This is a genomic window from Pyxidicoccus sp. M15 (assembly GCF_056858435.1).
On record NZ_CM166495.1, the window covers coordinates 9,361,003 to 9,383,611 of the forward strand.

At 71.6% G+C, this 22,609-nt stretch carries 16 protein-coding genes and 1 tRNA gene; 8 read left to right on the forward strand and 9 right to left on the reverse strand.

All coding sequences use genetic code 11. The annotated features are described in order from the left end of the window. Nucleotides 1-94 precede the first annotated feature (94 nt). The 3 genes from ACX9TP_RS34470 to ACX9TP_RS34480 form a co-directional block, all read right to left on the reverse strand. Nucleotides 95-4,135, reverse strand: a complete 4,041-nt coding sequence (locus ACX9TP_RS34470) for a CARDB domain-containing protein (RefSeq protein ID WP_482974890.1) — start codon at nt 4,133-4,135, stop codon at nt 95-97. A 525-nt stretch (nt 4,136-4,660) separates the two neighbouring features. After that, the gene (locus ACX9TP_RS34475; RefSeq protein WP_482974891.1) at nt 4,661-5,032 is read right to left on the reverse strand and encodes a cupin domain-containing protein; all 372 of its coding nucleotides are present in this window, start codon (nt 5,030-5,032) and stop codon (nt 4,661-4,663) included. A 206-nt stretch (nt 5,033-5,238) separates the two neighbouring features. Continuing rightward, complete coding sequence (locus ACX9TP_RS34480) at nt 5,239-5,442, reverse strand: cold-shock protein (protein ID WP_164000232.1); 204 nt, start codon at nt 5,440-5,442, stop codon at nt 5,239-5,241. 338 nt (nt 5,443-5,780) lie between these two features. Between ACX9TP_RS34480 and ACX9TP_RS34485 the strand changes: the two genes are divergently transcribed. The 4 genes from ACX9TP_RS34485 to ACX9TP_RS34500 all read left to right on the forward strand — a co-directional run bounded on the left by ACX9TP_RS34485 (nt 5,781) and on the right by ACX9TP_RS34500 (nt 8,836). Further along, a complete protein-coding gene (locus tag ACX9TP_RS34485; RefSeq protein WP_482974892.1) occupies nt 5,781-6,290 on the forward strand; it encodes a periplasmic heavy metal sensor in 510 nt (169 codons plus the stop codon). A gap of 48 nt (nt 6,291-6,338) precedes the next feature. After that, nucleotides 6,339-6,590, forward strand: a complete 252-nt coding sequence (locus tag ACX9TP_RS34490) for a hypothetical protein (RefSeq protein WP_482974893.1) — start codon at nt 6,339-6,341, stop codon at nt 6,588-6,590. Nucleotides 6,591-6,605: 15 nt separating this feature from the next. After that, nucleotides 6,606-7,286, forward strand: a complete 681-nt coding sequence (locus ACX9TP_RS34495; protein ID WP_482974894.1) for a response regulator transcription factor — start codon at nt 6,606-6,608, stop codon at nt 7,284-7,286. Nucleotides 7,287-7,495: 209 nt separating this feature from the next. Next, entirely contained in the window at nt 7,496-8,836 is a 1,341-nt protein-coding gene (locus tag ACX9TP_RS34500; RefSeq protein WP_482974895.1) for a HAMP domain-containing sensor histidine kinase, read from the forward strand. Nucleotides 8,837-8,898: 62 nt separating this feature from the next. Here the strand turns inward: ACX9TP_RS34500 and ACX9TP_RS34505 are convergent, their stop codons facing one another. From ACX9TP_RS34505 to ACX9TP_RS34530, 6 genes are all read right to left on the reverse strand, one after another. Then, nucleotides 8,899-10,383 (reverse strand): lipase maturation factor family protein, encoded by a 1,485-nt coding sequence (locus ACX9TP_RS34505; RefSeq protein WP_482974896.1) that lies wholly within the window; start codon nt 10,381-10,383, stop codon nt 8,899-8,901. A 13-nt stretch (nt 10,384-10,396) separates the two neighbouring features. After that, entirely contained in the window at nt 10,397-11,257 is an 861-nt protein-coding gene (locus tag ACX9TP_RS34510) for a carboxypeptidase regulatory-like domain-containing protein (RefSeq protein ID WP_482974897.1), read from the reverse strand. An 84-nt stretch (nt 11,258-11,341) separates the two neighbouring features. Then, a complete protein-coding gene (locus ACX9TP_RS34515) occupies nt 11,342-12,223 on the reverse strand; it encodes an ABC transporter permease (RefSeq protein WP_482974898.1) in 882 nt (293 codons plus the stop codon). Next, nucleotides 12,220-13,209 carry an ABC transporter ATP-binding protein gene (locus ACX9TP_RS34520; protein ID WP_482974899.1) on the reverse strand — a complete coding sequence of 330 codons (990 nt, stop codon included), beginning with the start codon at nt 13,207-13,209 and terminating at the stop codon, nt 12,220-12,222. Before ACX9TP_RS34520 ends, ACX9TP_RS34515 begins: the two co-directional genes overlap by 4 nt. Nucleotides 13,210-13,235: 26 nt before the next feature. Then, nucleotides 13,236-14,120, reverse strand: coding sequence for a heme o synthase (cyoE, locus tag ACX9TP_RS34525; RefSeq protein WP_482974900.1), 885 nt, complete (start codon nt 14,118-14,120; stop codon nt 13,236-13,238). Between the two features lie 321 nt (nt 14,121-14,441). Then, nucleotides 14,442-16,835, reverse strand: a complete 2,394-nt coding sequence (locus tag ACX9TP_RS34530; RefSeq protein ID WP_482974901.1) for a tetratricopeptide repeat protein — start codon at nt 16,833-16,835, stop codon at nt 14,442-14,444. 204 nt (nt 16,836-17,039) lie between these two features. On the opposite strand from ACX9TP_RS34530, the gene ACX9TP_RS34535 reads away from it, so the two are divergent. The 4 genes from ACX9TP_RS34535 to ACX9TP_RS34550 all read left to right on the forward strand — a co-directional run bounded on the left by ACX9TP_RS34535 (nt 17,040) and on the right by ACX9TP_RS34550 (nt 22,555). After that, nucleotides 17,040-17,115 (forward strand) — tRNA-Ala (locus ACX9TP_RS34535). Between the two features lie 106 nt (nt 17,116-17,221). Further along, entirely contained in the window at nt 17,222-17,872 is a 651-nt protein-coding gene (locus tag ACX9TP_RS34540; RefSeq protein ID WP_482974902.1) for a DUF2760 domain-containing protein, read from the forward strand. A gap of 17 nt (nt 17,873-17,889) precedes the next feature. Continuing rightward, complete coding sequence (locus tag ACX9TP_RS34545; protein WP_482974903.1) at nt 17,890-19,752, forward strand: Hsp70 family protein; 1,863 nt, start codon at nt 17,890-17,892, stop codon at nt 19,750-19,752. Nucleotides 19,753-19,777: 25 nt separating this feature from the next. Then, nucleotides 19,778-22,555, forward strand: coding sequence for an Hsp70 family protein (locus tag ACX9TP_RS34550; protein ID WP_482974904.1), 2,778 nt, complete (start codon nt 19,778-19,780; stop codon nt 22,553-22,555). Nucleotides 22,556-22,609: the final 54 nt, after the last annotated feature.

Below are 22,609 nucleotides of genomic sequence, written 5' to 3' on the forward strand. Positions count from 1 at the left end.
CGGCCTGGGAGATGGCCACGACCGGAATCCGCGGCCCGCATTGGAGCACCTCCGGGAGGGCCCCGCCGGGAAGCAGGGCCCCCGGGAAGCGGGGCTACGGGATGACGGTGAAGGGGACCACCACGAGGTTGTTCGACTCATCCGACTCGACGACGAGGTTGTACATGTCGACGAACAGGATGAGGTTGTAGCTGCCCGCGGCCAGTGTCGTGGGCAGCGTCACCGTCCGGGAAACCGTGTAGCTGGCCATCGGTGCCAGCGACGAGGTGTGGGAGACGGACGTGAGTGTCGTGTCCCCCGAGCAGCACGTGGCGTCCGTGGAGAGGTACACGGTGTCTTCGGTGAAAGCGGGCGCGCTGGCGTCCACCGAGCTGTTGGTGACCGACCACGACAGGGTGATGCTCGTCCCTGCCCGGGCGGAAGCCGGTGCCGTCAGGCCGCCCGGGACGAGCTCGCTGGTCGTGAGGGTGATGGGCAGCGCGGTCCACCCGTTGTTCAGCTCGTTCGATTCGTAGAGATACCCGTAGGAGTCGCTCCGGAGCAGCAGGTAGTAGGAGCCTGCGGGAACGCCCGGCAGGCGCGCGGTCGTCGTCACGGTATAGCTGGCCCCCGGGGCCAGAGCGCTGGTGCGCGCCTGGTACGTCACTTCCTTGTCCCCGATGCCATAGGTCGCATCCGTGGACAGGTAGACATGGTCATACCAGTTCGGCAGCGCGGAGCCCGCTCCCGCGTTCGTGACGGTCCAGCTCAGGGTCACCGAGCCCTGGCCCCCCGCCGTCGTGGGCGCCGTGAAGGCGGTGGGCGTCACGTCGGGGTTCGTCACCGTGAGCGGGACGGCGCTCCAGGTGTTGTTCGCTTCGTCCTTCTCCCCCATGGCGCCGGTGTTGTCGGTCCGGAAGAGCAGGTACCAGGCGCCGGCCGGCACCCCGGGCAGCGTGGCGGACTTCGTCGTGGTGTAACTGTCGCCCGGGGCCAGCGTCGTGGAACGGGGCTGGTCGAACAGCAACATGTCGTCGCGGCTGTAGTACCTGTCCTGGGACAGGTAGACGCCGTCCCGCCACGTCGCGGGCGCGGCCTGCGTGCCCCCGTTGGTGACGCTCCACGTGAAGGACAGCGACTGCCGGGTCACCGCCGCCGCGGGCGCGCTGAAAGCCGTGGCCGCAAGGTCCGGGGCGAGCATCGTGTCCGGCGCACGCACGCAGACCACGCGCCCCAGGGCCGTCTTCGCGTTGTACGAGTAGCTGCCCGAGGACAGGTCGATGCCCAGGGCCGTGGTCGGCGGAGAGGACCAGGTAGTCGCGCTCCAGAAGGACTCCGCGGTCTTGAAGGCGAAGTACGCCGTCGCCAGGGCGCTGCCCCTCACGGTGCGCAGCTCGGTGTCCGTGGGCAGCCGCCAGTCGCTGAAGCCCCCCTCGACCAGGTCGTGGCAGTAGTTCTCCGTCGAGCTGTCCGGGCTGTCCGGCACCATGCCCTCGACATAGTCATTCAGGCGGGCGCCATCCGCCGCGTCCGGCTGCGCGTTGCCCACCAACTCCGAGCCCCAGACAGCGGCGTTCCAGCTCATCGGCACCACCGAGGCCTTGCTCCAGACGAGGCCGCCCGGGCGCGTGTCCATGCACCCTCCACTCGCGGACACGAAGGTCTGCCCGCCATCCGCGGGGGTGCGGCAGGTGTGCTGGGCGGGGGGCGGCGCGCTGCGCACGCACACGGCCAGGTACTGGCCGGTGGCCTTGTCGCCGTAGGCAGGCCAACCGGACTGGAGGTTGCGCAGCACGGCAGTGGTGGCATCCCAGGTCGTGGAGGTCCACGCCTCGGCCGTGGCGTAGGGGAAGTACGCGCCTGCCTTGGACGCGCTCGCGACGGTGAGCAACTCGTGCTCCGTGGGCAGTCGCCAGTCGCTGAAGCCTCCCTGGGTGAGCTCATGGCAGAACGCCGTAGGCGTGCTGTCCGGCCCCTGAGTGACGGGATATCCGCCCGGGTAGTCATTGAGCCGGCCGTAGTCGCTGGCGTCGGGGGCGGGACTGCCCGCGAGCGCCGAGTCCCAGATGGCGTCGTTCCAGCTCATCTTGCTCGGGATGACGGCAAAGACGAGGCCGCTGCCGATGTCCTCGCAGCCACCATTGGCTGACCGCATGAGCGGCTCGCCCGAGCCATATACGGGGCGGCAGCCGTAGCTCACCGCCGGGTCGGGCGGTGCGCCCTGCGCCGGGAGGTCGATGACGATCTCCGCGCCCGCGAGCGGCAGCTTCAGCGTGCCCGAGCCCACCTCCATCAGCGGCGAGGTGGGGACCGTGGCCCCGGTCGCGTAGACCTTTACGTCCCGGTTCGTCAGCACATACGACGCAGTGGCCGGCGCCATGCCCGGCGACGCGTGGAGCTGGAGCGTGACGCCCTTCAGCCGCAGCTCGCGGAACGAGATCTGGGAACCATCATAGTGGGTCGGCTTCAGGCGGAGCGACTGGATGTCCTTCAGGTCGCGGTTCGTCAGCCAGTCGGTGAGCGGCGCTGTGGCAGTGGTTCCGTACGCGCCGGACAACTCCACCCAGTGGTAGCCCAGGGAGTGGACCTTGCCCTGCACGTCCGTGGCCGACACGTCCACGCGCACGCGCCCGTGCGTGCCGGCGCTGACGGCGGCCTCGAGGTCGAACCGGACGCTATCGACGGAGCGTGCCACAGGCACGCCGGAGCCCTCGGCGACCGTCACCTGCGTGGTGGTTTCCCCTACCAGGCCGGACGTGTTGATGACCCGGACCGTTACCGTGTACGTACCCGCGGTCTGATACGTGTGCGGCCATGCGTGGGTTGCCGGGTTGGATACGGTGTAGAGCCGCCCCTCCACGCGCCCGTCGCCCCAGTCGAGCTGCACCACGTAATGACCCGTGGCGTTGTGGCTCGCGTCCGGGTCGGTGATGTCGGGGGTCAGGGAAACGGTGGCGCCCGCCACGCTCGTTGTCGCCGTGAGCGACGGCGCCGAGCACATGGCGGCTCCGCCCATCCAGCCCACGCGGCAGTCCGGCTGGGTCTCTCCCTCGAGGGGAACGGCGAGGAGCTGGTAGAGCGCCGGGGCCGCGCGCTGGAGCATCCGCACGCCGAATTCGCCCACGCACGCCTCCAGCTTGGCATCCGGGTCTGGCACGCTGGCGAGGTATGCGGCCTTCTCCGCCTCGGTCCAGTTCCGCGAGGCGATGGCGTTCCACCGGCCATACAGGTTGGGAATGCCGGAGAACACGCGCTGGACGGCAAGCGTCACCAGCCCGCGCAGGTAGCGTGCATCCGGGTCATTGTCATTGGTGTGGTAGTCAGCGCTCAGCGTGTAGCCGGCGGGGAACTCGTCGGGCTTCGCGTAGGGCGCGGCCTGCAGGAAGACCTGCTGGTGGGCGCAGGCCCCGACGAAGCTGACGTAGTCGACGAAGTCGTCGGGAGCCTGATGGAAGAGCGAGTTGCCGCCCCTCTCGACGGCGTTCGCCAGCATCACGCCGAGCTGATTGCCTCGCCAGGGTGCGGCCTGCGGCTGCGCGGCCACCGGGCCACCGCACTGGGGGATGTAGTCGCAGAGGCACCCCGGGGCCCCCGGACTGGGGGGAAGGCACGGACCAAAGGAGACCGCGGACGGGGCGGAGGGGTTGCCCTCGCAGTTGATGGGGGCCTTCGAGTTGAAGGCCGAGTGGCAGTACTGCGCGGAGGGATCGTACTTGCAGCACTTCAGCGGAGGGTCGCCGTTGCAGATGCTTTCGAAGGGAATGCCCGGGTCGAAGAGCAGCGTGTCGCTGTACCCCCAACTCAGCAGCATGCAGGTGCCCTTCCAGAAGACGTCCTTCCTGGAGCAGCCGGGCTCGTTGAAACCACCGCTCATGCACTCGTTGGCTTCCTTGACGAACTCGGCCGTGTCCCCGGCCCTGTCCATCCAGTCCATGACGTCCTGAGGCGAGGGCAGGCTGCCCTCGTCCGACAGGTCCAGGTCGGCGTGCCGCTGCCCGGAGCGACCGCCGAGCCCGGTTCTTGCCGTGGTGGCCGGAGCCGACGGAGCCTCGGTGTCGGGCGCGGGCGTGTCCGTCGTCGGCTGGCAGCCCAGCGCGCTCAGCAGGACGAGGACCGCGAGGGGGAGACTTCGTCGGAGTTTCTGGAAGGTGGGCATGGGGGCCCACGTTCCTAGCGCACACAATCGCCCCGGAACAGGTGAGGAGTCTCAGCACAATTCCTACCGCGCAACTCCTTGCCTGCCATTTCCAAACCCATTCAAATGATTGCGCCTGACTCGAACAGCACCCGCCCCGGACGTTGCGCCGCATCACGCATCGTCTTGGCCAGCGTCATCTACGACGCCAGCGAGGCATTGAAGCGGGCAGAGCCGTCGGTCATCACAAACGACACGAACGGGCACGCCAACGAAACGACAGTACAGCCCGAGTCCACGCTCCGGCAGAACGGCGTCCAGAACACGCGCTTCGTGGGACAGCGCCTCTACAGCTTCCGGGGCGTGCGGCAGGTCGTGCTGGACGACCTCGCAGGCCTCGCCATGGATGCTGGAAGAATGCGTGGCCCTGCCGCTGTCGCACGGCTCCGCGCGCGGCCTCACCGAGGGCATCGCGCGTGCCTTCCGTGGCTTCGAGACCCGGAGGAAAGACAGCGGCCCCGAGGCTCCCCCGAGGCCACTGTCGACTCATGCCTTGGCGGGCTTTTTCTGCGCGTCCTTGCCCTCGTCGCGGCCGTGCACGGCGGCTGGCGGGCTGGTGGCCTCCACGGCGGAGAATGTCTCCAGGATTTTGTACGTGTGCGAGGAGCCGCGCGGTACCAGCCACGAGTCTCCCGGGTTGAGCAGGATGACCTGTCCCTCGATGTGCAATTCGGCGCGGCCCTTCAGCACGAAGCCCACCGTCTCGTAGTCGCGGGCCGTGGCGGGCGCGGGCTCGGCGGGGGGCTCGTCCTCCCACAGCCGCATGGACAGGCGGACGCCGGAGGCCAGGTACTTCTGCCCCAGCTCTCCCTTGGGAGAGTGCCGACTCTCGACCTTCTTCACGCTGGTGTCGCCCATGCCTGCGTCTCCTTCGCCTCGAGGCGGTGAATGGCGGCGGGTGCGCCGCGCTCCTGCCGTGAAGGTAAGGAAGGCGGCCAGCATCGACGGGTGGACACCGCGAGGCCGCCTGCCCGGCAGGCCGGAGGCCGGAAAGACGAAGGCCCAGCCTCCCTGTGGGAGACCGGGCCTCGAAACCACCCATGGGTGGCCGCGGTACCTGGCGGTTAGCCGGCCGCGCGGACGTTCTGGGCCTGCAGCCCCTTGGGGCCGCGGGTGACCTCGAACTCCACCTTCTGCCCCTCCTGGAGGGTGCGGAAGCCATCCATGTTGATGGCGGAGTGGTGGCAGAAAACGTCCTCACCGTTGTCCTGCGCGATGAAGCCGAACCCCTTGGCGTCGTTGAACCACTTCACAGTACCGATTGCCATGTGACCTTCTTCTTTCTGCTTTGCGGCGGTCCGGACTGCCGGGCTGCCCGTGCGGAGCGGACATCGCCCCAACACCCAAGACGACAACCCACCCCGGCGGGGTATGTCCACCGGCCTCCAGCCTGCCGGGCAGGCAGGCGTCGGACGGAAGACACTCCGTGAGAGGAGCGTCGCTCGCTAGGAAAAACCCGTCGGGCGCTCCGCTCCATTCCGAGCCCGACGCCCCCCTTCACACTTCTTCACGGGGCTCGGGCGCGCGCTTCACACCCGCCTTCTACCTTCCTCCCCGTCAACAACGCCGGCCCCTCCCGGGCACGGCACTTCTGGGGAGCAGCACCATGTTCGGATTTCTCTTCGGTACCGCGTGCCTCGCGGGGCTCATCTTCACGCTGCGCGGCGGACGCCCCTGGCATCACCACCATCACCGCGGCGGAGGGCGCTGGGGCCGCGCCCGGCTGCGCTGGCTGTTCGAGCGCCTGGAGACGTCTCCCGGCCAGGAGAAGGTCATCGTCAAGACGGTGGAAGAGGTGACGGAGGCGTTCGCCAAGGTGCGCGACGAGGTGGGCCCGAGCCGCGCCGCCCTCGGCCGCTCGCTGCGGGGCGAGCACTTCGACGGGGACGCGCTGCGCGAGCTGTTCGCGCGGCATGACGTAGCGCTCGACAACCTGCGCCGCACGGTGCAGGGCGGGCTGTCGCAGGTGCACGAGGCGCTCGATGCGCGCCAGCGCCGCGAGCTGGCGGACCTGCTCGAGCACGGCTTCGGCTACGGCTGGCGCGGCGGCTACGGCGGCCATGGCCGGTGCGGCGGGCGCGGCGGCTGGCGGGGGCACGGCGAGCAGATGGTCTGACGCCCACCCGATGACCGCCGTCTTCATCCACACGAAGGAGAACGCACCATGCGCCGCCGCCTGCTGATTGTCCTGCTCGCCCTGGGCACCGTCGGAGGCTATGCCTCCGGCTTCGCCCGCCTTGCCCGTCACCGTCATCACTGCCACTCCAGCGCCTGGGGAGAGCGCTGGGAGGGCCGCTGGGGCTCGCGGGGCCCGAGCGAGTCGTGGGAGTCTCGCGCGCCCAGGGGGCCTTCCGCCCCTTCCGCCGCAGCCCGCAGTCCCTCCGAGTCCCCCGCGCCTGGCGAGGGGGCGCGCTAGAGTCAGAGGCCGTACATGTCCACGCGAGTCCTGCTCATCGATGACGACACCCGGCTGTACGAGCTGCTCGCGCAGTACCTCGGGCAGAACGGCCTCAGCGTCACCCACGCGCCCGACGGTGGGCGTGGCCTGGCGGCGCTGGAGGCCGGGGCCTACGACGCGGTGTTGCTCGACGTGATGATGCCGGGCATGGACGGCCTGGAGGTGTGCAAGCGCATCCGCGCGAAGAGTCGAATCCCCGTCCTCATGCTCACCGCGAAGGGCGACGAGACGGACCGGGTGGTGGGGTTGGAGCTGGGCGCGGATGACTACCTGCCCAAGCCCTTCAGTCCCCGCGAGCTGCTGGCGCGCCTGCGCGCGGTGCTGCGCCGCTCCCAGCCGTCGGCGGTGGCGGACCGGCTGGAGGCGGGGGGCGTGTCCATCGACGTGGCCGGCCGCGAGGTGCGCGTGGGGGACCAACTGGTGGACCTGACGGGCCTGGAGTTCGACCTGCTGGTGGCGCTGGTGCGCCGGGCCGGGCGGGTCATCCCTCGCGACGCGCTGCTGGGCGAGGCCGGGCGCAGTGACACGGTGGTGGGCGAGCGCACGGTGGACGTGCACATCTCGCACCTGAGGCAGAAGCTGGGCGACGTCGGGACGCGCCTCATCAAGACGGTGCGCGGCGTGGGCTACGTCTTCGCCAAAGAGGGTCCATGAAAAGCCGATGGCGCGACTGGGGCCACGGGCCCGACTGTGCGCCCGACTGCGGGCCGCACGAGGAGGACTCCGGGCAGGGGCCCGGGGGCGACTCCCCCGGCCACGAGGCACGGGGAGGCGGGCCCTGGGGGCATGGAGGCGCGCCCTGGGGAGCTGGAGGCGGTGGCCCCTGGGGACATGGGCATGGCCCCGCGGCCTGGCGGCGGCACATGCGGGTGCACGCGCGCTGGCGGCACCGGTACTGGCGCATGGGTCGGCTGGGGCACTTCGTGCGCGCGCGGCTGCACCGGCGCCTCTTCCTCTGGTTCGGGCTGTCCATCCTCGCCACGGGGCTCGTGGTGGTGACGGTGATGAACCTGGTGGGCGGCAACACGTGGAAGCAGGAGACCGAACGGGTGCGGACCTTCGTGGCGCACCGCTTCGAGGAGGTCTGGGACGAGCCCGCGCGGCGCGACGCGCTGGTGCACTCCATCGCCAGGGACCTGGAGATTGGCGTGGAGCTGCGCGACACCTCGGGCGCGCTGCTGGTGCGCGGGGGCGAGCCGTGCCGGCGCTCCGAGATGAGCGTCCCCGTGGAGCGCGACGGCGTCCCGCTGGGGCTGGTGCGGGCGTGCTACTCGCCCTTCCGGGGGAAGAACCCGCTCCGGGTGGCGCTGCCGCTGGTGCTCGCGGGGGCGGTGCTGTGGCTCGCGGCGGGGAAGCTGGCCCGGCGGCTGGCGCGGCCGGTGGACACGCTGGTGAAGGCCACGGAGGCGCTGGGCGCGGGGAAGCTGAACGCGCGGGCCGAGGTACTGCCGCACACCACGGGCGAGTTCGCGGTGCTGGCCGTCGCCTTCAACGACATGGCGGGCCGCATCGAGAAGCAGGTGGCGGACCAGCGAGAGCTGCTCGCGGCGGTGTCCCACGAGCTGCGCACGCCGCTGGCGCGCATGCGCGTGCTCACGGAGCTGCTGCGCGACGGCGGGGGCAACCCGAGGACGCTGGACCAGGTGGACCGCGAGGTGGTGGAGCTGGACGCACTGGTGGGCGAGCTGCTGGCCAGCTCCCGGCTGGACTTCGGGCAGCTCACGTCGCGAGTGCTGGACGGGCGCACGCTCGCGGCGCAGGCGCTGGAGCGCGCGGGGCTGTCGGTGGAGCTGCTGGACGTGGAGGCGGCGGAGGCGGGCCTGCAGGGAGACGCGACGCTGCTGGGGCGGGCGCTGGCCAACCTGCTGGAGAACGCACGGCGGCATGGCACGGGCGCGGAGGCCTTGCGCGTCCAGGAGCGCGGCGAGCACCTGGCCTTCTTCGTGGACGACCGGGGTCAGGGGCTCCTGCCGGGCGAGGAGGTGCGCATCTTCCAGCCCTTCTACCGGAAGGACCGGGGCGGCGAGGCCCGTGAGGCGGGCTCGCTGGGCCTGGGGCTCGCGCTGGTGCAGCGGATTGCGCGCGCCCACGGGGGCGAGGCCTTCGCGGAGAACCGCGACGGGGGTGGCGCGCGGGTGGGCTTCACCGTGAAGAAGTCGGGTCCGCCGGGTGTCAGCGCCCTGCCCCAGGGGTCCGTTGCCTGAGCGACGCGGAAGGAACCCTCATTCCATTCCGCGGCGGGGCCTTCCGGTAGAGCTCTCGCGAGTCACGGGTTCGCGACCTGGAGCTGGCCGTTCCCCAGGGTGAGCGGCGGGCAGTAGGGCCCCAACGGTTGCCGGGTCCACCAGGCACCCGTGTCGCGCCACGTAGCGAAGTCCGTGAAGCGGTAGTCGTAGAGGACGGTGCGCACGTAGCGAGGAGGCGTGGCCGGCAGGGTGCCGTCGCGGAAGAAGTCGCGCACCTGGGGCCCGCCCCGGAGCAGTGCGTCCTGGAGGTTCAAGAGCCACGGGTTGTCACGGCAGGTGGACAGCGCGGCGAACCACATCTGCCAGTCCAGCCGGGGCATGTGCGGCGCTGCGACGCGGGGCCGCTCATCCACGGGGCCCGGGCGCCAGCGCAGGAGGTATTCGCGCCAGGTCTGCCCGTCGTCACTGCCCTCGATGATGATTTCCTCGCGCTGCGTGGTCATCACCGCGAAGAGGCCGTAGGTGTTGATGCTGTTGAAGGAGCCCACGGCGTCGAGCAACGTCGACACCGGCGCCGGAGGACTCCAGCGCGTGAGGCGGCGCGCATCCTGGGACAGGGCGAGCACGGCGTAGACACCGGCGAACACGGTGAACGCCACGGTGCCCCACCGTGCGCGCGGCGCGGGTGGAGCACCCTCCTCCCCGAGCTTCGGGAAACGCAGCCGGCGCAGCACGCCATCATCGAGCGCGGCGCAACACAGCACGAGCGTCAGCAGGTTGAAGAAGCCATAGCTCCCGGTGGCGAGGATGCCCACCTGGAGCAGCGCCAGCAGCGCGACCGCCGCGAGCCGCACACGCCGGGGGCCGAAGAGGAAGAACGGCACCATCAACTCGATGACGAACATCGCCACCGCGCTGGCCCGCTGGAGCCCCGAGGGCAGCTGGTGCGCGACGTACGCCAGCGCATTCGGCAGCGGCTGCGTCCAGTAGTGGTACTCGAGCGCGGTGAAGTCGCGCCACGTCGGGTCGCCGCTCGCGAGCTTCACGAGGCCGGACATCACCATCAGCCGGAACAACAGGAAGCGGACGAGGAGTACCGCCTCACGGCGCGGCTCGGGCGCGAGGCGAGGCGGCCACAGGTGTCCCGGCGTGAGCGGCAGCGAGACGAGCGCGGTCTCCAGCAGCAGCACGTCCCACTGGAAGCTGAGGAACACACCGCCCACGGTGGTGAGGGACAGGTACGCGGCCCACGCGCCCACGAGGGCATAGCGCGGTGCCACATCCACCAACAGCAGCACTCCGCACAGCAAGCCCGCGAGGCACACACCACGCAGGGCCCCGGTGCCCGCGCCCGTGAGCCACAGCAGCGTGGGCACGCGCAGGATGCGCTCCGCACCGCCCAGGAACTCACGGACCTGGTCGAGCCACTCCGCGGCGGGACTCAGCCCCTGGGGCCCGAGCAGCTCGGGCAACTGGGGGAGCAGCGAGGCGAACGCGAGACAGAACACCAGCCCGAGCCCGCGCAGGTACCACCACCGCACCCGCGCGAGCCCGTGCGTGCTCATCGCTTCGACACGCTCACTTCTTCGCGGCGGCGTCCGTCGCGGCGAAGGCGAAGGAGGCCTCGGCCGGCGCGTTGTCCTTCACCGAGACTTCGGCCGTCTTCGTGCCAAGCGTCTCGTGCCAGGCCTCCACCGTGTACGTCCCGGCGGGCAGGCCCTGGAGGCTGAACGTGCCGTCCTCGCCCGTGGTGGCGAAGTACGGGTTCGGGTTCGTCACCACGAACGCCGTCATCCAGGGGTGCACGTCGCACTTGAGCTTGAGCACCTCCGCGTCGGCGGGCAGCGTCTTCTGAATCTGCGCGCCCGACGGCGGCTGCGCCACGTTGAAGGCGGACTTCGTGCCCACCAGCCCTCGCACGTTGTGCAGCGTGCCGTCGCTGTTCTTGAAGGCCACGGGCTGGCCGGCCATCGCCCCCTGCACGCGCGGCACATAGGTGCACTTCGTCTGGTCCACCAGCACCGGAGCCGTCGGCGCGGGCGGCGCGCCCGGCACATTGCCGCGCACGCGCACCAGCACGTTCGCCAGCTTGCCGTCCTTCACCAGCACCGAGGCGTCCTTCGCCGACATGCCCTCGCAGGCCGGGTCGTTGCTCGGCGGGATGTCGGCCGCGGCGGGCGCCGTGCCGGTGAACGTCACCGTGCCGCGCACCACGCCCTTGCCGGCGGGGATGGCCGGAACGGCGGGCGCGGCGCCCTGCGCGCCGGGCTCCTGGATGGGCGTGGCCGCGTGCTGCCTGGCAGCGGGGGCGGCGGGCGCGGCAGCCTGCGGGGCGGCGGCCGGAGGCGGTGCGGCGGGAGCCTCCTCCTTCTGGCAGGCGGGAAGGGCCAGCAGGCCCGCGGTCCCCAACAGCGTCAGACCGAGCGTGCGCAGCGTCATCGTGCAATCTCCTCGGGAAGCAGGTTCATCAGCCACCCCGTCGTACTGAAGGGGGGCCCGGATGTCCAAGCCACGTGTACCCGGCTACTCGCGCCGGCTGACACTGAAGGCGGCCAGGCCCACGAACACGGTGGCGAAGGCGAGCAGCACCGGGACCTCGAGCCCCACCACGGACGCGGGGCCCACCGCCGCGGACGCCTCCACGCCGTACAGCGCGCGGCGCACGCCCTCCACGGAGAAGCGCATGGGGTTGACGCGCATCACCCACGCCAGCCAGGAGTCCGCGCCCTTGAGCGGGAACATCGCCCCGGACAGCACCCACATGGGCAGCAGGACGATGCTCATCACCGCGTGGTAGCCCGCGCTGGAGCGCACCCACCATGCCAGCGACATGCCCATGCCGGTGAGCGCCAGCGCGGACAGCACCATGACGGTGAGGAGCAGCGGCAGATTGAGCGTGGCCGCGCTCACCCCGGCCAGCGGGGCCAGCAACAGGAACAGCGACGCCTGCATCAGCGCAATCGCCGACGAGCCCAGCGCCTTGCCCAGCACCACCGCCAACCGCGAGCCGGGGCCCGCGAGCACCGCCTGGAGGAAGCCCTCGCGCCGGTCCTCGATGACGGTAATCGTCGCGAAGATGGCGCTGAACAGCAGCACCATGGTGACGACGCCGGGGAAGAAGAACTGCTGGTAGCCCAGCCCCTGCGCGCCCTCCACGCGGAACGAGCCCGCGAAGCCGGAGCCGATGACGAACCAGAAGAGGATGGGCTGCGCCAGCGCGCCCACCACGCGGCTGGGCTGGCGGAAGAAGCGCACCACGTCGCGCACCAGCAGCACGCGCACCGTCGCCCACTGCAGCGCGAGCGAGCCCGGCGCACCGGGGGCCGGCAGCCGCGCCTCCACGGGCTGCGGCACCGGAAGCGGGGCCTCCACGGACGGAGGAGCGGCGGAAACCTCGGCGTTCATCGGCGTCTCCTCGGCGCGGGCTCGGCGGTGGGCCTGTCCGCCCCCAGCGCGCGCCCCGTAAGCTGGAGGAACACGTCCGCCAGCGTGGGCCGGCGCAGCGACACGGAGGTCAGCCGCCCGGCCGGGAAGGCCTCCACCAGCCGGGGAACCAGCGCATGGCCCTGCGTGGCCTCCACCTGCACCCTCCCCTCCACCACCTTCGCGTCCAGCCCCAGCCGCTCGCGCACCTCGCGCGCCAGCGCCTCCGGCTCGGCCGCCTCCAGCGTGAGGATGTCCCCGCCCATGCGCGCGGCCAGCGCCGACGGCGTGTCGCACGCCACCAGCTTCCCCGCGTCCAGCACCGCGAGCCTGTCGCAGACGTCGGCCTCGTCCGCGCGGTGCGTGGTGAGCAGCACCGTGACGCCCTCGCTGTCGCGCAGCCGCTTCAGGTGCGCCCAGAAGGTGCGGAAGGCCGCCTCGTCCAGGCCCTGCGTGGGCTCGTCCATCAGCACCACGCGCGGCTGGTGCACCAGCGCCCGCGCCAGCTCCAGCCGCCGGCGCATGCCGCCGGACCAGATGCCCACCTTCTCGTCGCCCCGGTCCTGCAGGCCGATGAGCGCCAGCATCGCCTCCACCCGCTCGCGCGCCCGCTCGCCGCCCAGGCCGTACAGCCGGGCCCCGAGCATCAGGTTCTCCCGCGCGGTGAGCAGGTCATCCAGGCTGCCGCGCTGGAAGATGATGCCCATCTGCCGCCGCAGGGACGGGTCGCTCAGCGCCAGCACCTTCCCGGCGAAGCGCACCTCTCCCGCATCCGGGGCCAAAAGCCCCGCCAGCACCTGGAACGTGGTGGACTTGCCCGCGCCGTTGGGGCCCAGCAGCCCCAGGATTTCGCCCTGCCGCACGGACAGGCTCAGGCCGTCCACGGCGGTGCGGCCCTTGAAGCGCCGCGTGAGGCCTTCAATCTGGAGCAGCGGCGCCGGAGGGGTGGAGACCGAGGTATCAGGCATGGGTGACTTCCCCGGCACCCTTCGCGCTAGCCGCGCGGGACGCGGTCGAGCGTCATCGCGGCGAACAGGACGGTGAGGTAGATGAGCGAAAAGAAGAACGTCTGGCGCGCCCAGGCGTTCCCGAGCCGGCGGAAGAAGCCCCAGGCCCCCAGGCCCAGGAAGCCCAGGCCCAGCAACACCGCCGACGCCAGGTACCACGTGCCCGCGATGTTCAGCTGGAAGGGCAGGAGCGTCATCGGCACCAGCGCCACCAGGTAGAGCACCACCTGCGCGCGGCTGGACTCGTCCCCGCGCTCCAGCGGCACGGACTTGAGGCCCGCGGCCGCGTACTCCTCCTTGCGGAACAGGGCGATGGCGATGAAGTGCGGCATCTGCCACAGGAAGAGGATGGCGAAGAGCGCGAAGCCGCCCGCGTCCAGCACGTTCGTCACTGCCGTCCACCCCATCAGCGGGGGCAGCGCGCCCGGCACCGCGCCCACCAGCATGGCGGCGGAGGTGCGCGCCTTGAGCGGCGTGTAGGCCAGCACGTAGCTGAGCAGCGCGATGAGGCCCAGCCCCGCGGTGAGCAGGTTGGCGCCCAGCGCCAGCGCCGGCAGGGACACCAGCGCCAGGGAGATGCCGAACCACAGCGCCACCGACGGCTCCATCCGCCCCGAGGGCAGCGGCCGGTTGCGGGTGCGCGCCATGAACTGGTCGCTGTGCCGCTCCCAGTAGCAGTTGAGCGCGTTGGCCGCGCCCACGGTGCCGGCCGTGGCCAGCAGCGTCACCAGCGCGCGCACCGTGTTCAGCGGGCCGGGCGCCAGGAACATGCCGCCCGCCGTGGTGATGAGCACCAGGCTGGACAGCCGCGGCTTGGTCAGGGAGATCAGGTCGGACGCGGTCGTCGACAGGGACTCGGCACGCGCGCTCACACAGACTCCGGGGCAAGGCGCGACAGGCGGGCTGCCGACGCGGGAACGGCCTTCCCATACAGGCACCACCGGGGGGTGGGCAAGGACACGGCGCCCGGAGATGCCCTCGGCGGACGGCCGCCCGCCGGGCATCCCTGCCGCCGCCAGAGGCCATGGGGCCTCGTCTCCTGGTGCGCTCGGGAAGGCAAACGCCCGAGGCATACCGCCCACCGGAGGGTCCTTCAACCACGGCAACGGGGCTGACCGCGCGTCCTGCTGCCCGCGCGCATCAGCCCCGCTTGTCGCTGCCCGGGCCCCGAAAAGGGGGCGCCGTGTCGTCTTCTAGCTCCCGGCCAGCGCGCGGGCGGCGTTGACGTGCTCGCCGCTCGGCTCGCGCTTCAGGTACTCATTGGCCAGCATCTTCGCCTTGGCGCCCTGCTTCGCGTCCTTCGACAGCAGGGTGGCGTAGAAGTAGTAGGCCGGGCTGTAGCCCTCGTCGGCGTTGAGGGCGCGCTGGTACGTCTCATCCGCCTTCGCCACGTCACCCTTGCCCTGGTAGACGCGCGCCAGCTCGGTGAGGGCCATGGCCGCGCGGTCCGACTGGCCGACGAACTCCTGGCTCGCCTTCTCCAGCTGCTCCTGGGCCTTCGCCCAGTCCGAGCGCTCGCGGTAGATGGCGCCCATGGCCAGCCGGGCCTCGGGGTTCTTCGCCTTGGGGTCCTTCACCGCGCGCTGGTACTGGGTGAGGGCCTCGTCCAGCTTGCCCTGGCGGCGGTAGGCGTTGCCCAGCATGACCACGAGCTTGGGGCTGTCGCCCATCGTCTTGAGGGCCGTCACCAGCGCCTCGGCGGCTTCCTTCTCGCCGCCCTGCTTGCCCATGAGGGCCTTGGCCAGCTCGACGTGGAACTGGGCGCGCGTGCCGTCCACGCGGATGGCCTTGCGAATCTCCTCGGCGGCCGCGTCGAAGTTGTTCTCCGCCAGCAGCCGGCGGCCCTTGATGAGGTGCAGCTCCGGGTTCTGCTTGTCGAGCGCGAAGCCGGTCTCCTCGCTCTTGAGCATCTCCGCGCGCGCCTTGTCCTTGTCCAGCGGCACGGCGGTGGCCTCGGACAGCTTCTGCTGCACGTCCGGCTTCAGCTCCGCCATCTCCGCCGACACGCGGCTGATGAGCAGCGAGCGGGCCAGGTGCGCGGCGGCCAGCTGGCGCGGCGACGGGGGCGGGTCGGTCTCCAGCAGCTTCTTCAGCATGGTGTGGGCCAGCCCGTAGTTGGGCGAGTCCTGCTCCAGCATCAGCAGCGCGCGACCCAGGAGCGACTCCGGGTGGTCCTTCTCGTACCGGAGCGCGAAGTCGTAGTTCTTCCAGGCGGTGTTGTCCTGGCCCAGCCGGCGGTACACGGCGCCCAGCCCCGCGTAGATGCGCGGGTCGTCCGGCGCCAGCACCTGCGCGCGCTCCAGGCTGTCCCGCCCGCGCTCCAGGTCCCCGGCGTTCATCTGGATGAGGCCCTGCGTCAGGTAGAGCAGCGAGCTGGAGCGGCCCTGGGCGTCCAGGCCCTTCACCGTCTCCTCGAGCTTGCCCAGCGCTTCCTTGCCCTTGCCCCCGTACGTCTGGATGAGGGCCTCGGCGGCGATGAGGTGCGAGCTGACGTCCTTGCCCGTCTTGCCCGCGGCCAGGTGCTCCTCGGCCTTGCGGCGCGCGTCGTCGCCGCCGCCGTGCTCGCCCCAGCGGATGGCGTACGCGTAGGCCAGGTAGCCGTGCGCCACGGTGGAGTCGGAGTCCACCTCCAGCGCCTTGTCCGCCGCCTCACACGCCTTCTTGTAGCTGTCGAACGAGTCGCGCTTGAGCAGCTCGGTGGCCACGTCGAGCGTCTTCTTCAGCTCGCGGGCGCGCGCCTTCGCGTGCGACGAGTACCAGCCGTAGCCGATGGCGAACAGCGGGATGGCCACCAGCAGCGCCAGCGTCACCATCTTCCCGCCGCGGCCACCCGAGGCCGGGCGGCGGCGCGAGCTCGAGGGCTCGTCGTCCTCGTCCTCGTCCACCTCTTCCACCACCACCGGCGCGCGGCGCGGCTGCGGCGCCGGACGGACCGCGGGGGCTTCCGCGCGGGCCGCGTTGCCACCGCCCGAAGCGCGCTGCTGCGGCGGGGCGGCCGAGGTGGCCCGGGCCGTGGCGGCGGGCGCCGGCTGAGAGGCCCCCGTCGCCGCGACGCTCGCGAGGGCGGCGGCGGACTGCTGCGTGGCGGACGGTGCCGGAGGCGCGGCCGCCGGCGTGAGCACCGGGGGCGCGGCCACGGGCGCGGGCGCCGCGGGCCGGGGCAGGTCGATCTTGTGCTGCTGCAGGAGCGTCACGGTCTCCGGGTCACCCGGGTCCGCGCCGTACGCCTTGAGGAGGTTGGCCTTGCCGGGCTCCGTCTCGCCCGTCTTCAGCTGGAGGGTGCCGGCCATCCGCAGCGCGGCCTTGTCCTCCGGCTGCACGGTGAGGGCGCCGAGCGCCTCTTCCAGCGCCTTCTTGTCCTTGCCCTGCTCCGCGTAGACGCGGGCGAGCAGCAGGCGTGGGTCGGCGGCATTCGGATGCGCCTTCACCCCCTTCTTGCAGACGACCATCGCTTCCATGAAGCGCCCCATGCTCAGGTACGCTTCGGCGAGGGGTTTGTAGGCGGCGGACGAGGGGTCGGAAGCGAAGGCGTGCTCCAGCTTCGCGAGCTCTGCCGGGCTCAACGTCTTAGAGGGGGAGATAGACATTACCGGGGGCGTTGAAGCGGGCGGGAAGGATACGCCTGAAACGAGGGGTTTTTATGGCATCCGCTGCGCGGCACGTCAATCGCAGGAATTATTGGCTGCGCCTTGCGCTTGACAGCATGAAAGGGGTCCGGTACTAGCCCGTTCCACTTCGTCGGCCCCAACGCCGCCGGGGCGCAGCAGGCGAGCAGTCAGCAGTCCGGTTGTGGGGGTGTAGCTCAGTTGGGAGAGCGTCGCGTTCGCAATGCGAAGGTCGTCGGTTCGATCCCGTCCACCTCCACCATGAAGAACCGAAGGGCCTCACGGGAAACCGTGAGGCCCTTTGCATTTGGGGCACTTCCCTCCATTTGCTGAATTGCAAAGCAGGCGGGCTTTGTTATCCGGAGTCGATGACCGACCCGTCCGCCTCCCTGTCGTTCTTCGCACGCTTCTGGCTCGCCTGGCTGTGCTTCTGGCGCTGCCTCGTGTCCCGCGAGTTCGCCCAGGCGGTGCTGCCGGCCAGCCGGGCCTACGACGCGGGCCAGCTCGCGCAGCTCCCCGCCGGTGGCTCCGCGCCCGCCGCCCTGCCCAGGGAGCAGCCCAAAGAGCAGCCCAAGGAGCAGCCGAAGCCGGTGGTGGTGAAGGCCCCCGAGCCGCCCCCCGCCCTGGCGCCCGAGCGTGAGCACGCCAGCGCCCTGTCCCTGCTGGGCATGCTCCAGCGCGAGGGGCGCTTCGTGGACTTCCTCCAGGAGAACGTGGCCGCCTTCTCGGACGCCGAGGTGGGCGCCGCGGCCCGCATCGTCCACGAGGGCTGCCGTAAGGTGGTGAACCAGTACCTCACCCTCCAGGCGGTGCTGCCGCAGTCGGAGGGGGACCGCGTCACGGTGCCCGCCGGCTTCGACGCGCAGCGCACCCGCCTCACCGGCAACGTGGCCGGCCAGCCTCCCTATAACGGGACGCTGCGCCATCACGGCTGGGTGACGACGGAGGTGAAGTTCCCGTCCGTGAGCCCGGCCATGGACCCGCGCGTGCTGGCACCCGCGGAAGTCGAGCTCGCCTGAAGGAGTTCCAGTCCGATATGGCCCGCTATTCCATCGGCATCGACCTTGGCACCACGCACTCCGCGGTGTCCTACTTCAACCTCGAAGAGGGCAAGCCACGGGGCCGCGCGCAGTCCATGCTGCCCATCCCCCAGCTCACCACGCCCGGCACCGTGGAGGCGCGCCCGCTGCTGCCGTCCTTCCTCTACCTGCCCTCCGCGCAGGAGTTCCCCGCCGGCAGCCTCGGCCTACCGTGGAACCCGGAAGCCGGCACCATCCTCGGCGAGTTCGCCCGCACGCATGGCGCCAAGGTGCCCACGCGCCTCGTCTCCTCCGCCAAGAGCTGGCTGTCCCACCCCGGCGTGGACCGGCGCGCGGCGCTCCTGCCCTGGCAGGCGCCCGAAGAGGTGCAGCGCGTGTCGCCGCTGGACGCGTCCGCGCGCTACCTCCGCCACCTGAAGGAGGCGTGGGACCATACCTTCGCCCGCACCCGTGAGGAGCACGGCAACGCGCTGGCCGAGCAGGACGTCATCGTCACCGTCCCCGCCTCCTTCGACGCGGCGGCGCGTGACTTGACGCTGGAGGCCGCCAAGGCCGCGGGGCTCCAGCACATCACCCTGCTGGAGGAGCCCCAGGCCGCGCTCTACGCGTGGCTGGAGGCCATGGGGGAGAACTTCCGCAAGCAGGTGCAGCCCGGCGAGGTCATCCTCGTGGTGGACGTGGGCGGCGGCACGTCCGACTTCTCCGTCATCACCGTGAAGGACCGCGAGGGTGATTTGGAGCTGCTGCGCGTGGCGGTGGGCGACCACATCCTGCTCGGCGGCGACAACATGGACCTGGCGCTGGCGCACACGCTCAACCAGCGCCTGACGGCCGAGGGCAAGAAGCTGGACGCGTGGCAGTTCAACGCCCTCACCTACGGCTGCCGGCACGCGAAGGAGACGCTGTACGGCGACCCCTCCATGGAGCGGGCGCCCATCTCCATCCCCGGCCGCGGCTCGTCGCTCATCGGCGGCACGCTGCGCACGGAGCTGACGCGCGAGGAGCTGGACCGCGTCCTCACCAACGGCTTCTTCCCGGTGACGCCCGTCGGCGAGCTGCCGCGCACCGCGCGCCGCACCGGCCTGGCGCAGATGGCGCTGCCCTACGCGCAGGACCCGGGCGTGTCCCGGCACCTGGCGGCCTTCCTCACCCGGCAGGCGCAGGCGCTCGCGGCCAGCACCGACGCGCCGGTGGACGTGAGCGGCAAGGCCTTCCTCCACCCCACCGCGGTGCTCTTCAACGGCGGCGTCTTCAAGGCCGGCCCGCTGAAGGCGCGCGTCATGGAGGTGCTCAACGCGTGGCTCGAGGCCGACGGTGGCCAGCCGGCCAAGGAGCTGGAGGGCGCGGACCTGGACCTCGCCGTGGCGCGCGGCGCCGCGTACTACGGCTGGGTGCGCCAGGGCCACGGCCTGCGCATCCGCGGCGGCACCGCCCGCGCCTACTATGTGGGCGTGGAGACGGCGATGCCCGCGGTGCCCGGCATGGAGCCGCCCGTGAAGGCGCTGTGCGTGGCCCCCTTCGGCATGGAGGAAGGCACGCAGGCGGACGTGCCGCCGCAGGAGTTCGGCCTCGTCACCGGCGAGCCCACCAGCTTCCGCTTCTTCTCCTCGTCCGTCCGCCGCGACGACAGGGTGGGCGAGATGCTGGAGGACGTGGACGGCGCGCTGGCCGAGGGTGCCCTGGAGGAGCTGGCGCCCATCGAGACCACCATGCCCGGCCAGCCGTCGGCCTTCGGTGACTTGACGCCCGTCAACCTCCAGGCGGCGGTGACGGAGGTGGGCACGCTGGAGCTGCGCTGCCTGCAGAAGGACGGCCCGGGGCGCTGGAAGCTGGAGCTCAACGTCCGCATGAAGGAGTAGAAAGCCGTCCGTCAACCGGAGGCGTATGCGAATCGTCGGAATCGACCTGGGAACCACCCACTGCGCGGTGGCGTCCGTGGACCCCTCGAAGGGCGCGGGCGCCCCCGTGGAGGACTTCCCGATTCCCCAGCTCGTCCGCCAGGGGGAGGTGGCGCCCCGCGCGCTGCTGCCCTCCACCGTGTACGTGCCCGCCGGCCAGGAGCTGGCCACCGAGTCGCTCAAGCTGCCCTGGGGCGATGACGGCGGCGCGTGGGTGGTGGGCGAGCTGGCGCGCTGGCAGGGCGCCCGGGTGCCGGGGCGCCTCGTCGCCAGCGCCAAGAGCTGGCTGTGCCACCCGGGCGTGGACCGCTCCGCGCCCATCCTCCCGTGGGGCGCCCCGCCGGACGTGCAGAAGCTCTCCCCGGTGGATGCCAGCGCCCTCTTGCTGACGCACATGGCGCGCGCGTGGGACTTCGCGCACCCGGACGCGCCGCTGTCCAAGCAGGAGGTGGTGATTACCGTCCCCGCCTCCTTCGACGAGGCGGCGCGCGCCCTGACGGTGAGCGCCGCGCGCAAGGCGGGGCTGGAGAAGTTCACCCTGCTGGAGGAGCCGCAGGCGGCCTTCTACGACTACACCGCGCGCCACCGGAGCGACCTGGAGCAGACGCTCTCCAACGTCCGGCTGGTGCTGGTGGTGGACGTGGGCGGCGGCACCACGGACTTCACGCTGGTGCACGCGGGCGTCTCGCCGGAAGGGCCCATGCTGCGGCGCCTCGCGGTGGGCGACCACCTGATGCTGGGCGGCGACAACATGGACGCCGCCCTGGCCCGCCGGGTGGAGGAGAAGCTCTTCACCGACGGCCGCCGCCTGTCCGCCACGCAGTGGACGCAGGCCATCCAGGCCGCGCGCACCGCGAAGGAGGCGCTGCTGGGCAACGAGCCGCCGGAGAAGTACGGCGTCTCGCTGGTGGGCGGGGGCAGCCGGCTTTTGGGCGGCACGCTGTCCACGGAGCTGCTGCGCGACGAGGCGCACGCGCTGGTGCTGGACGGCTTCTTCCCCGCTTCCGCGCCCGGCGAGCGCCCGCGCCGTGCCGCGCGCATGGCGCTCCAGGAGCTGGGCCTGCCGTACGTGCAGGACCCGGCGGTGACACGGCACCTGGCGGCCTTCCTCGCGCAGCACGCGGCGGCGGGCTTCGCGGCGCTGGGCGAGACGGCCCCGGCCGAGGGCGCCCTGCCCCGCCCCGACGCCATCCTCCTCAACGGCGGCGTCTTCAACTCGCCCCAGATTTCCGAGCGGCTGGTGCAGGCGCTCTCCGCGTGGTGGCCCGGCGCGCCGCGCATCCCCCTGCTGCGCCACACCTCGCTGGAATTGGCGGTGGCGCGCGGCGCGGCGTACTACGGGCTGGTGCGGCGCGGGCACGGCCTGCGCATCGGCGGTGGCGCGGCGCGCGCGTACTACGTGGGCCTGCAGCGGCCGGCGGACAGCGCGGAGCAGCCGGCGCTGTGCCTCATCCCCCGCGGCTTCGAGGAGGGACAGAAGGTGGACCTGGGCGAGCGCCCCTTCACGCTCACCCTCGGGCGGCCGGTGCAGTTCCAGGTCTTCTCCACGACGAGCGACCGCATCGACAAGCCGGGGGACCTCGTCCCGCTGGCCGAGGACTTGAAGCCCCTGCCGCCCATCCACACGCTGCTCAAGGGCGCCACGGGCAAGGTGGCGGAAGTGCCCGTGCACCTGCAGGCCGCGCTGACGGAGATTGGCACGCTGGAGCTGTACTGCGTCTCCAACGTGGCGGACGAGCGGTGGCGCCTGGAGTTCGAGCTGCGCGGCACCGGCGGCTCGCACGAGCTGACCGTCACCGAATCCATGCCCGCGCGCTTCGTGGAGGCGAAGGACAACATCGAGCGCGTCTACGGCAACAAGCCGCTGCCCATCGGTCCCAAGGACGTGAAGCAGCTGGGGCGCACGCTGGAGAAGGCCCTGGGCCCGCGCGAGACGTGGCGCGTGCCGGTGCTGCGCGAGATGTGGAGCACCCTGTACGCGGGCGCCAGCAAGCGGCGGCGCACCGAGGACCACGAGCGCGTCTTCTACAGCCTCACCGGCTTCTGCCTGCGCCCGGGCTTCGGCTACCCGCTGGACGGCTGGCGCGCGGAGCAGACCTTCAGCCTCTTCGACGCGCTGGTGCAGCACCACACGGACAAGGCGGTGTGGACGGAGTTCTGGGTGATGTGGCGCCGCATCGCCGGCGGCCTCACCGAGGCGCAGCAACAGAAGCTCTACGCGTACCTCCAGCCGCACCTGGCGCGGAAGGTGCCGCCGGACGCGCCGCCCGCGGGGAAGCTCAAGGGCATCCAGCCGGAGGGACTGGAGGAGATGGTCCGCACCGTCGCCTCACTGGAGCACCTGTCGCCCGGGGACAAGTCCGAAGTCGGCGGGTGGATTGCCGCGCGGCTGAAGGCCGAGGCGAAGTCCGGCGGCCCGTGGGCCTGGGCCCTGGGCCGGCTGGGTGCGCGCGTGCCGCTCTACGGCAGCAGCCACAAGGTGGTGGACGTGGAGACGGCGGAGGCGTGGCTCACGCTGCTGCTCGACATGGACCTGAAGAAGATTGACGGCGCCCCCTTCGCGGCGGCGCAGCTCGCGCGGCTCACCGGGGACCGCACGCGCGATCTGGACCCCGCCCTGCGTGAGCGCACCGCCCGGGAGCTCGTCGCGGCGAAGGCCCACGAGGCCTGGGTGCGCATGGTGCGCGAGGTGCTGGCGCTGGAGGCGGCGGACGAGGCCCGGGCGCTCGGCGACACGCTGCCCGCCGGGCTCCGGCTGTCCTGAAGAGGTTTCCGGGCGTCCAGACCGGGAGGGTTGCGATCATCCCGGTCAGATCTC

Excerpts from the sequence above, each read along its gene's own strand:
- ACX9TP_RS34470 (WP_482974890.1), bottom strand. The coding sequence starts at position 4,135 with ATGCCCACCTTCCAGAAACTCCGACGAAGTCTCCCCCTCGCGGTCCTC.
- ACX9TP_RS34475 (WP_482974891.1), bottom strand. The coding sequence starts at position 5,032 with ATGGGCGACACCAGCGTGAAGAAGGTCGAGAGTCGGCACTCTCCCAAG.
- ACX9TP_RS34480 (WP_164000232.1), bottom strand. The coding sequence starts at position 5,442 with ATGGCAATCGGTACTGTGAAGTGGTTCAACGACGCCAAGGGGTTCGGC.
- ACX9TP_RS34485 (WP_482974892.1), top strand. The coding sequence starts at position 5,781 with ATGTTCGGATTTCTCTTCGGTACCGCGTGCCTCGCGGGGCTCATCTTC.
- ACX9TP_RS34490 (WP_482974893.1), top strand. The coding sequence starts at position 6,339 with ATGCGCCGCCGCCTGCTGATTGTCCTGCTCGCCCTGGGCACCGTCGGA.
- ACX9TP_RS34495 (WP_482974894.1), top strand. The coding sequence starts at position 6,606 with ATGTCCACGCGAGTCCTGCTCATCGATGACGACACCCGGCTGTACGAG.
- ACX9TP_RS34500 (WP_482974895.1), top strand. The coding sequence starts at position 7,496 with ATGCGGGTGCACGCGCGCTGGCGGCACCGGTACTGGCGCATGGGTCGG.
- ACX9TP_RS34505 (WP_482974896.1), bottom strand. The coding sequence starts at position 10,383 with ATGAGCACGCACGGGCTCGCGCGGGTGCGGTGGTGGTACCTGCGCGGG.
- ACX9TP_RS34510 (WP_482974897.1), bottom strand. The coding sequence starts at position 11,257 with ATGACGCTGCGCACGCTCGGTCTGACGCTGTTGGGGACCGCGGGCCTG.
- ACX9TP_RS34515 (WP_482974898.1), bottom strand. The coding sequence starts at position 12,223 with ATGAACGCCGAGGTTTCCGCCGCTCCTCCGTCCGTGGAGGCCCCGCTT.
- ACX9TP_RS34520 (WP_482974899.1), bottom strand. The coding sequence starts at position 13,209 with ATGCCTGATACCTCGGTCTCCACCCCTCCGGCGCCGCTGCTCCAGATT.
- ACX9TP_RS34530 (WP_482974901.1), bottom strand. The coding sequence starts at position 16,835 with ATGTCTATCTCCCCCTCTAAGACGTTGAGCCCGGCAGAGCTCGCGAAG.
- ACX9TP_RS34540 (WP_482974902.1), top strand. The coding sequence starts at position 17,222 with ATGACCGACCCGTCCGCCTCCCTGTCGTTCTTCGCACGCTTCTGGCTC.
- ACX9TP_RS34545 (WP_482974903.1), top strand. The coding sequence starts at position 17,890 with ATGGCCCGCTATTCCATCGGCATCGACCTTGGCACCACGCACTCCGCG.
- ACX9TP_RS34550 (WP_482974904.1), top strand. The coding sequence starts at position 19,778 with ATGCGAATCGTCGGAATCGACCTGGGAACCACCCACTGCGCGGTGGCG.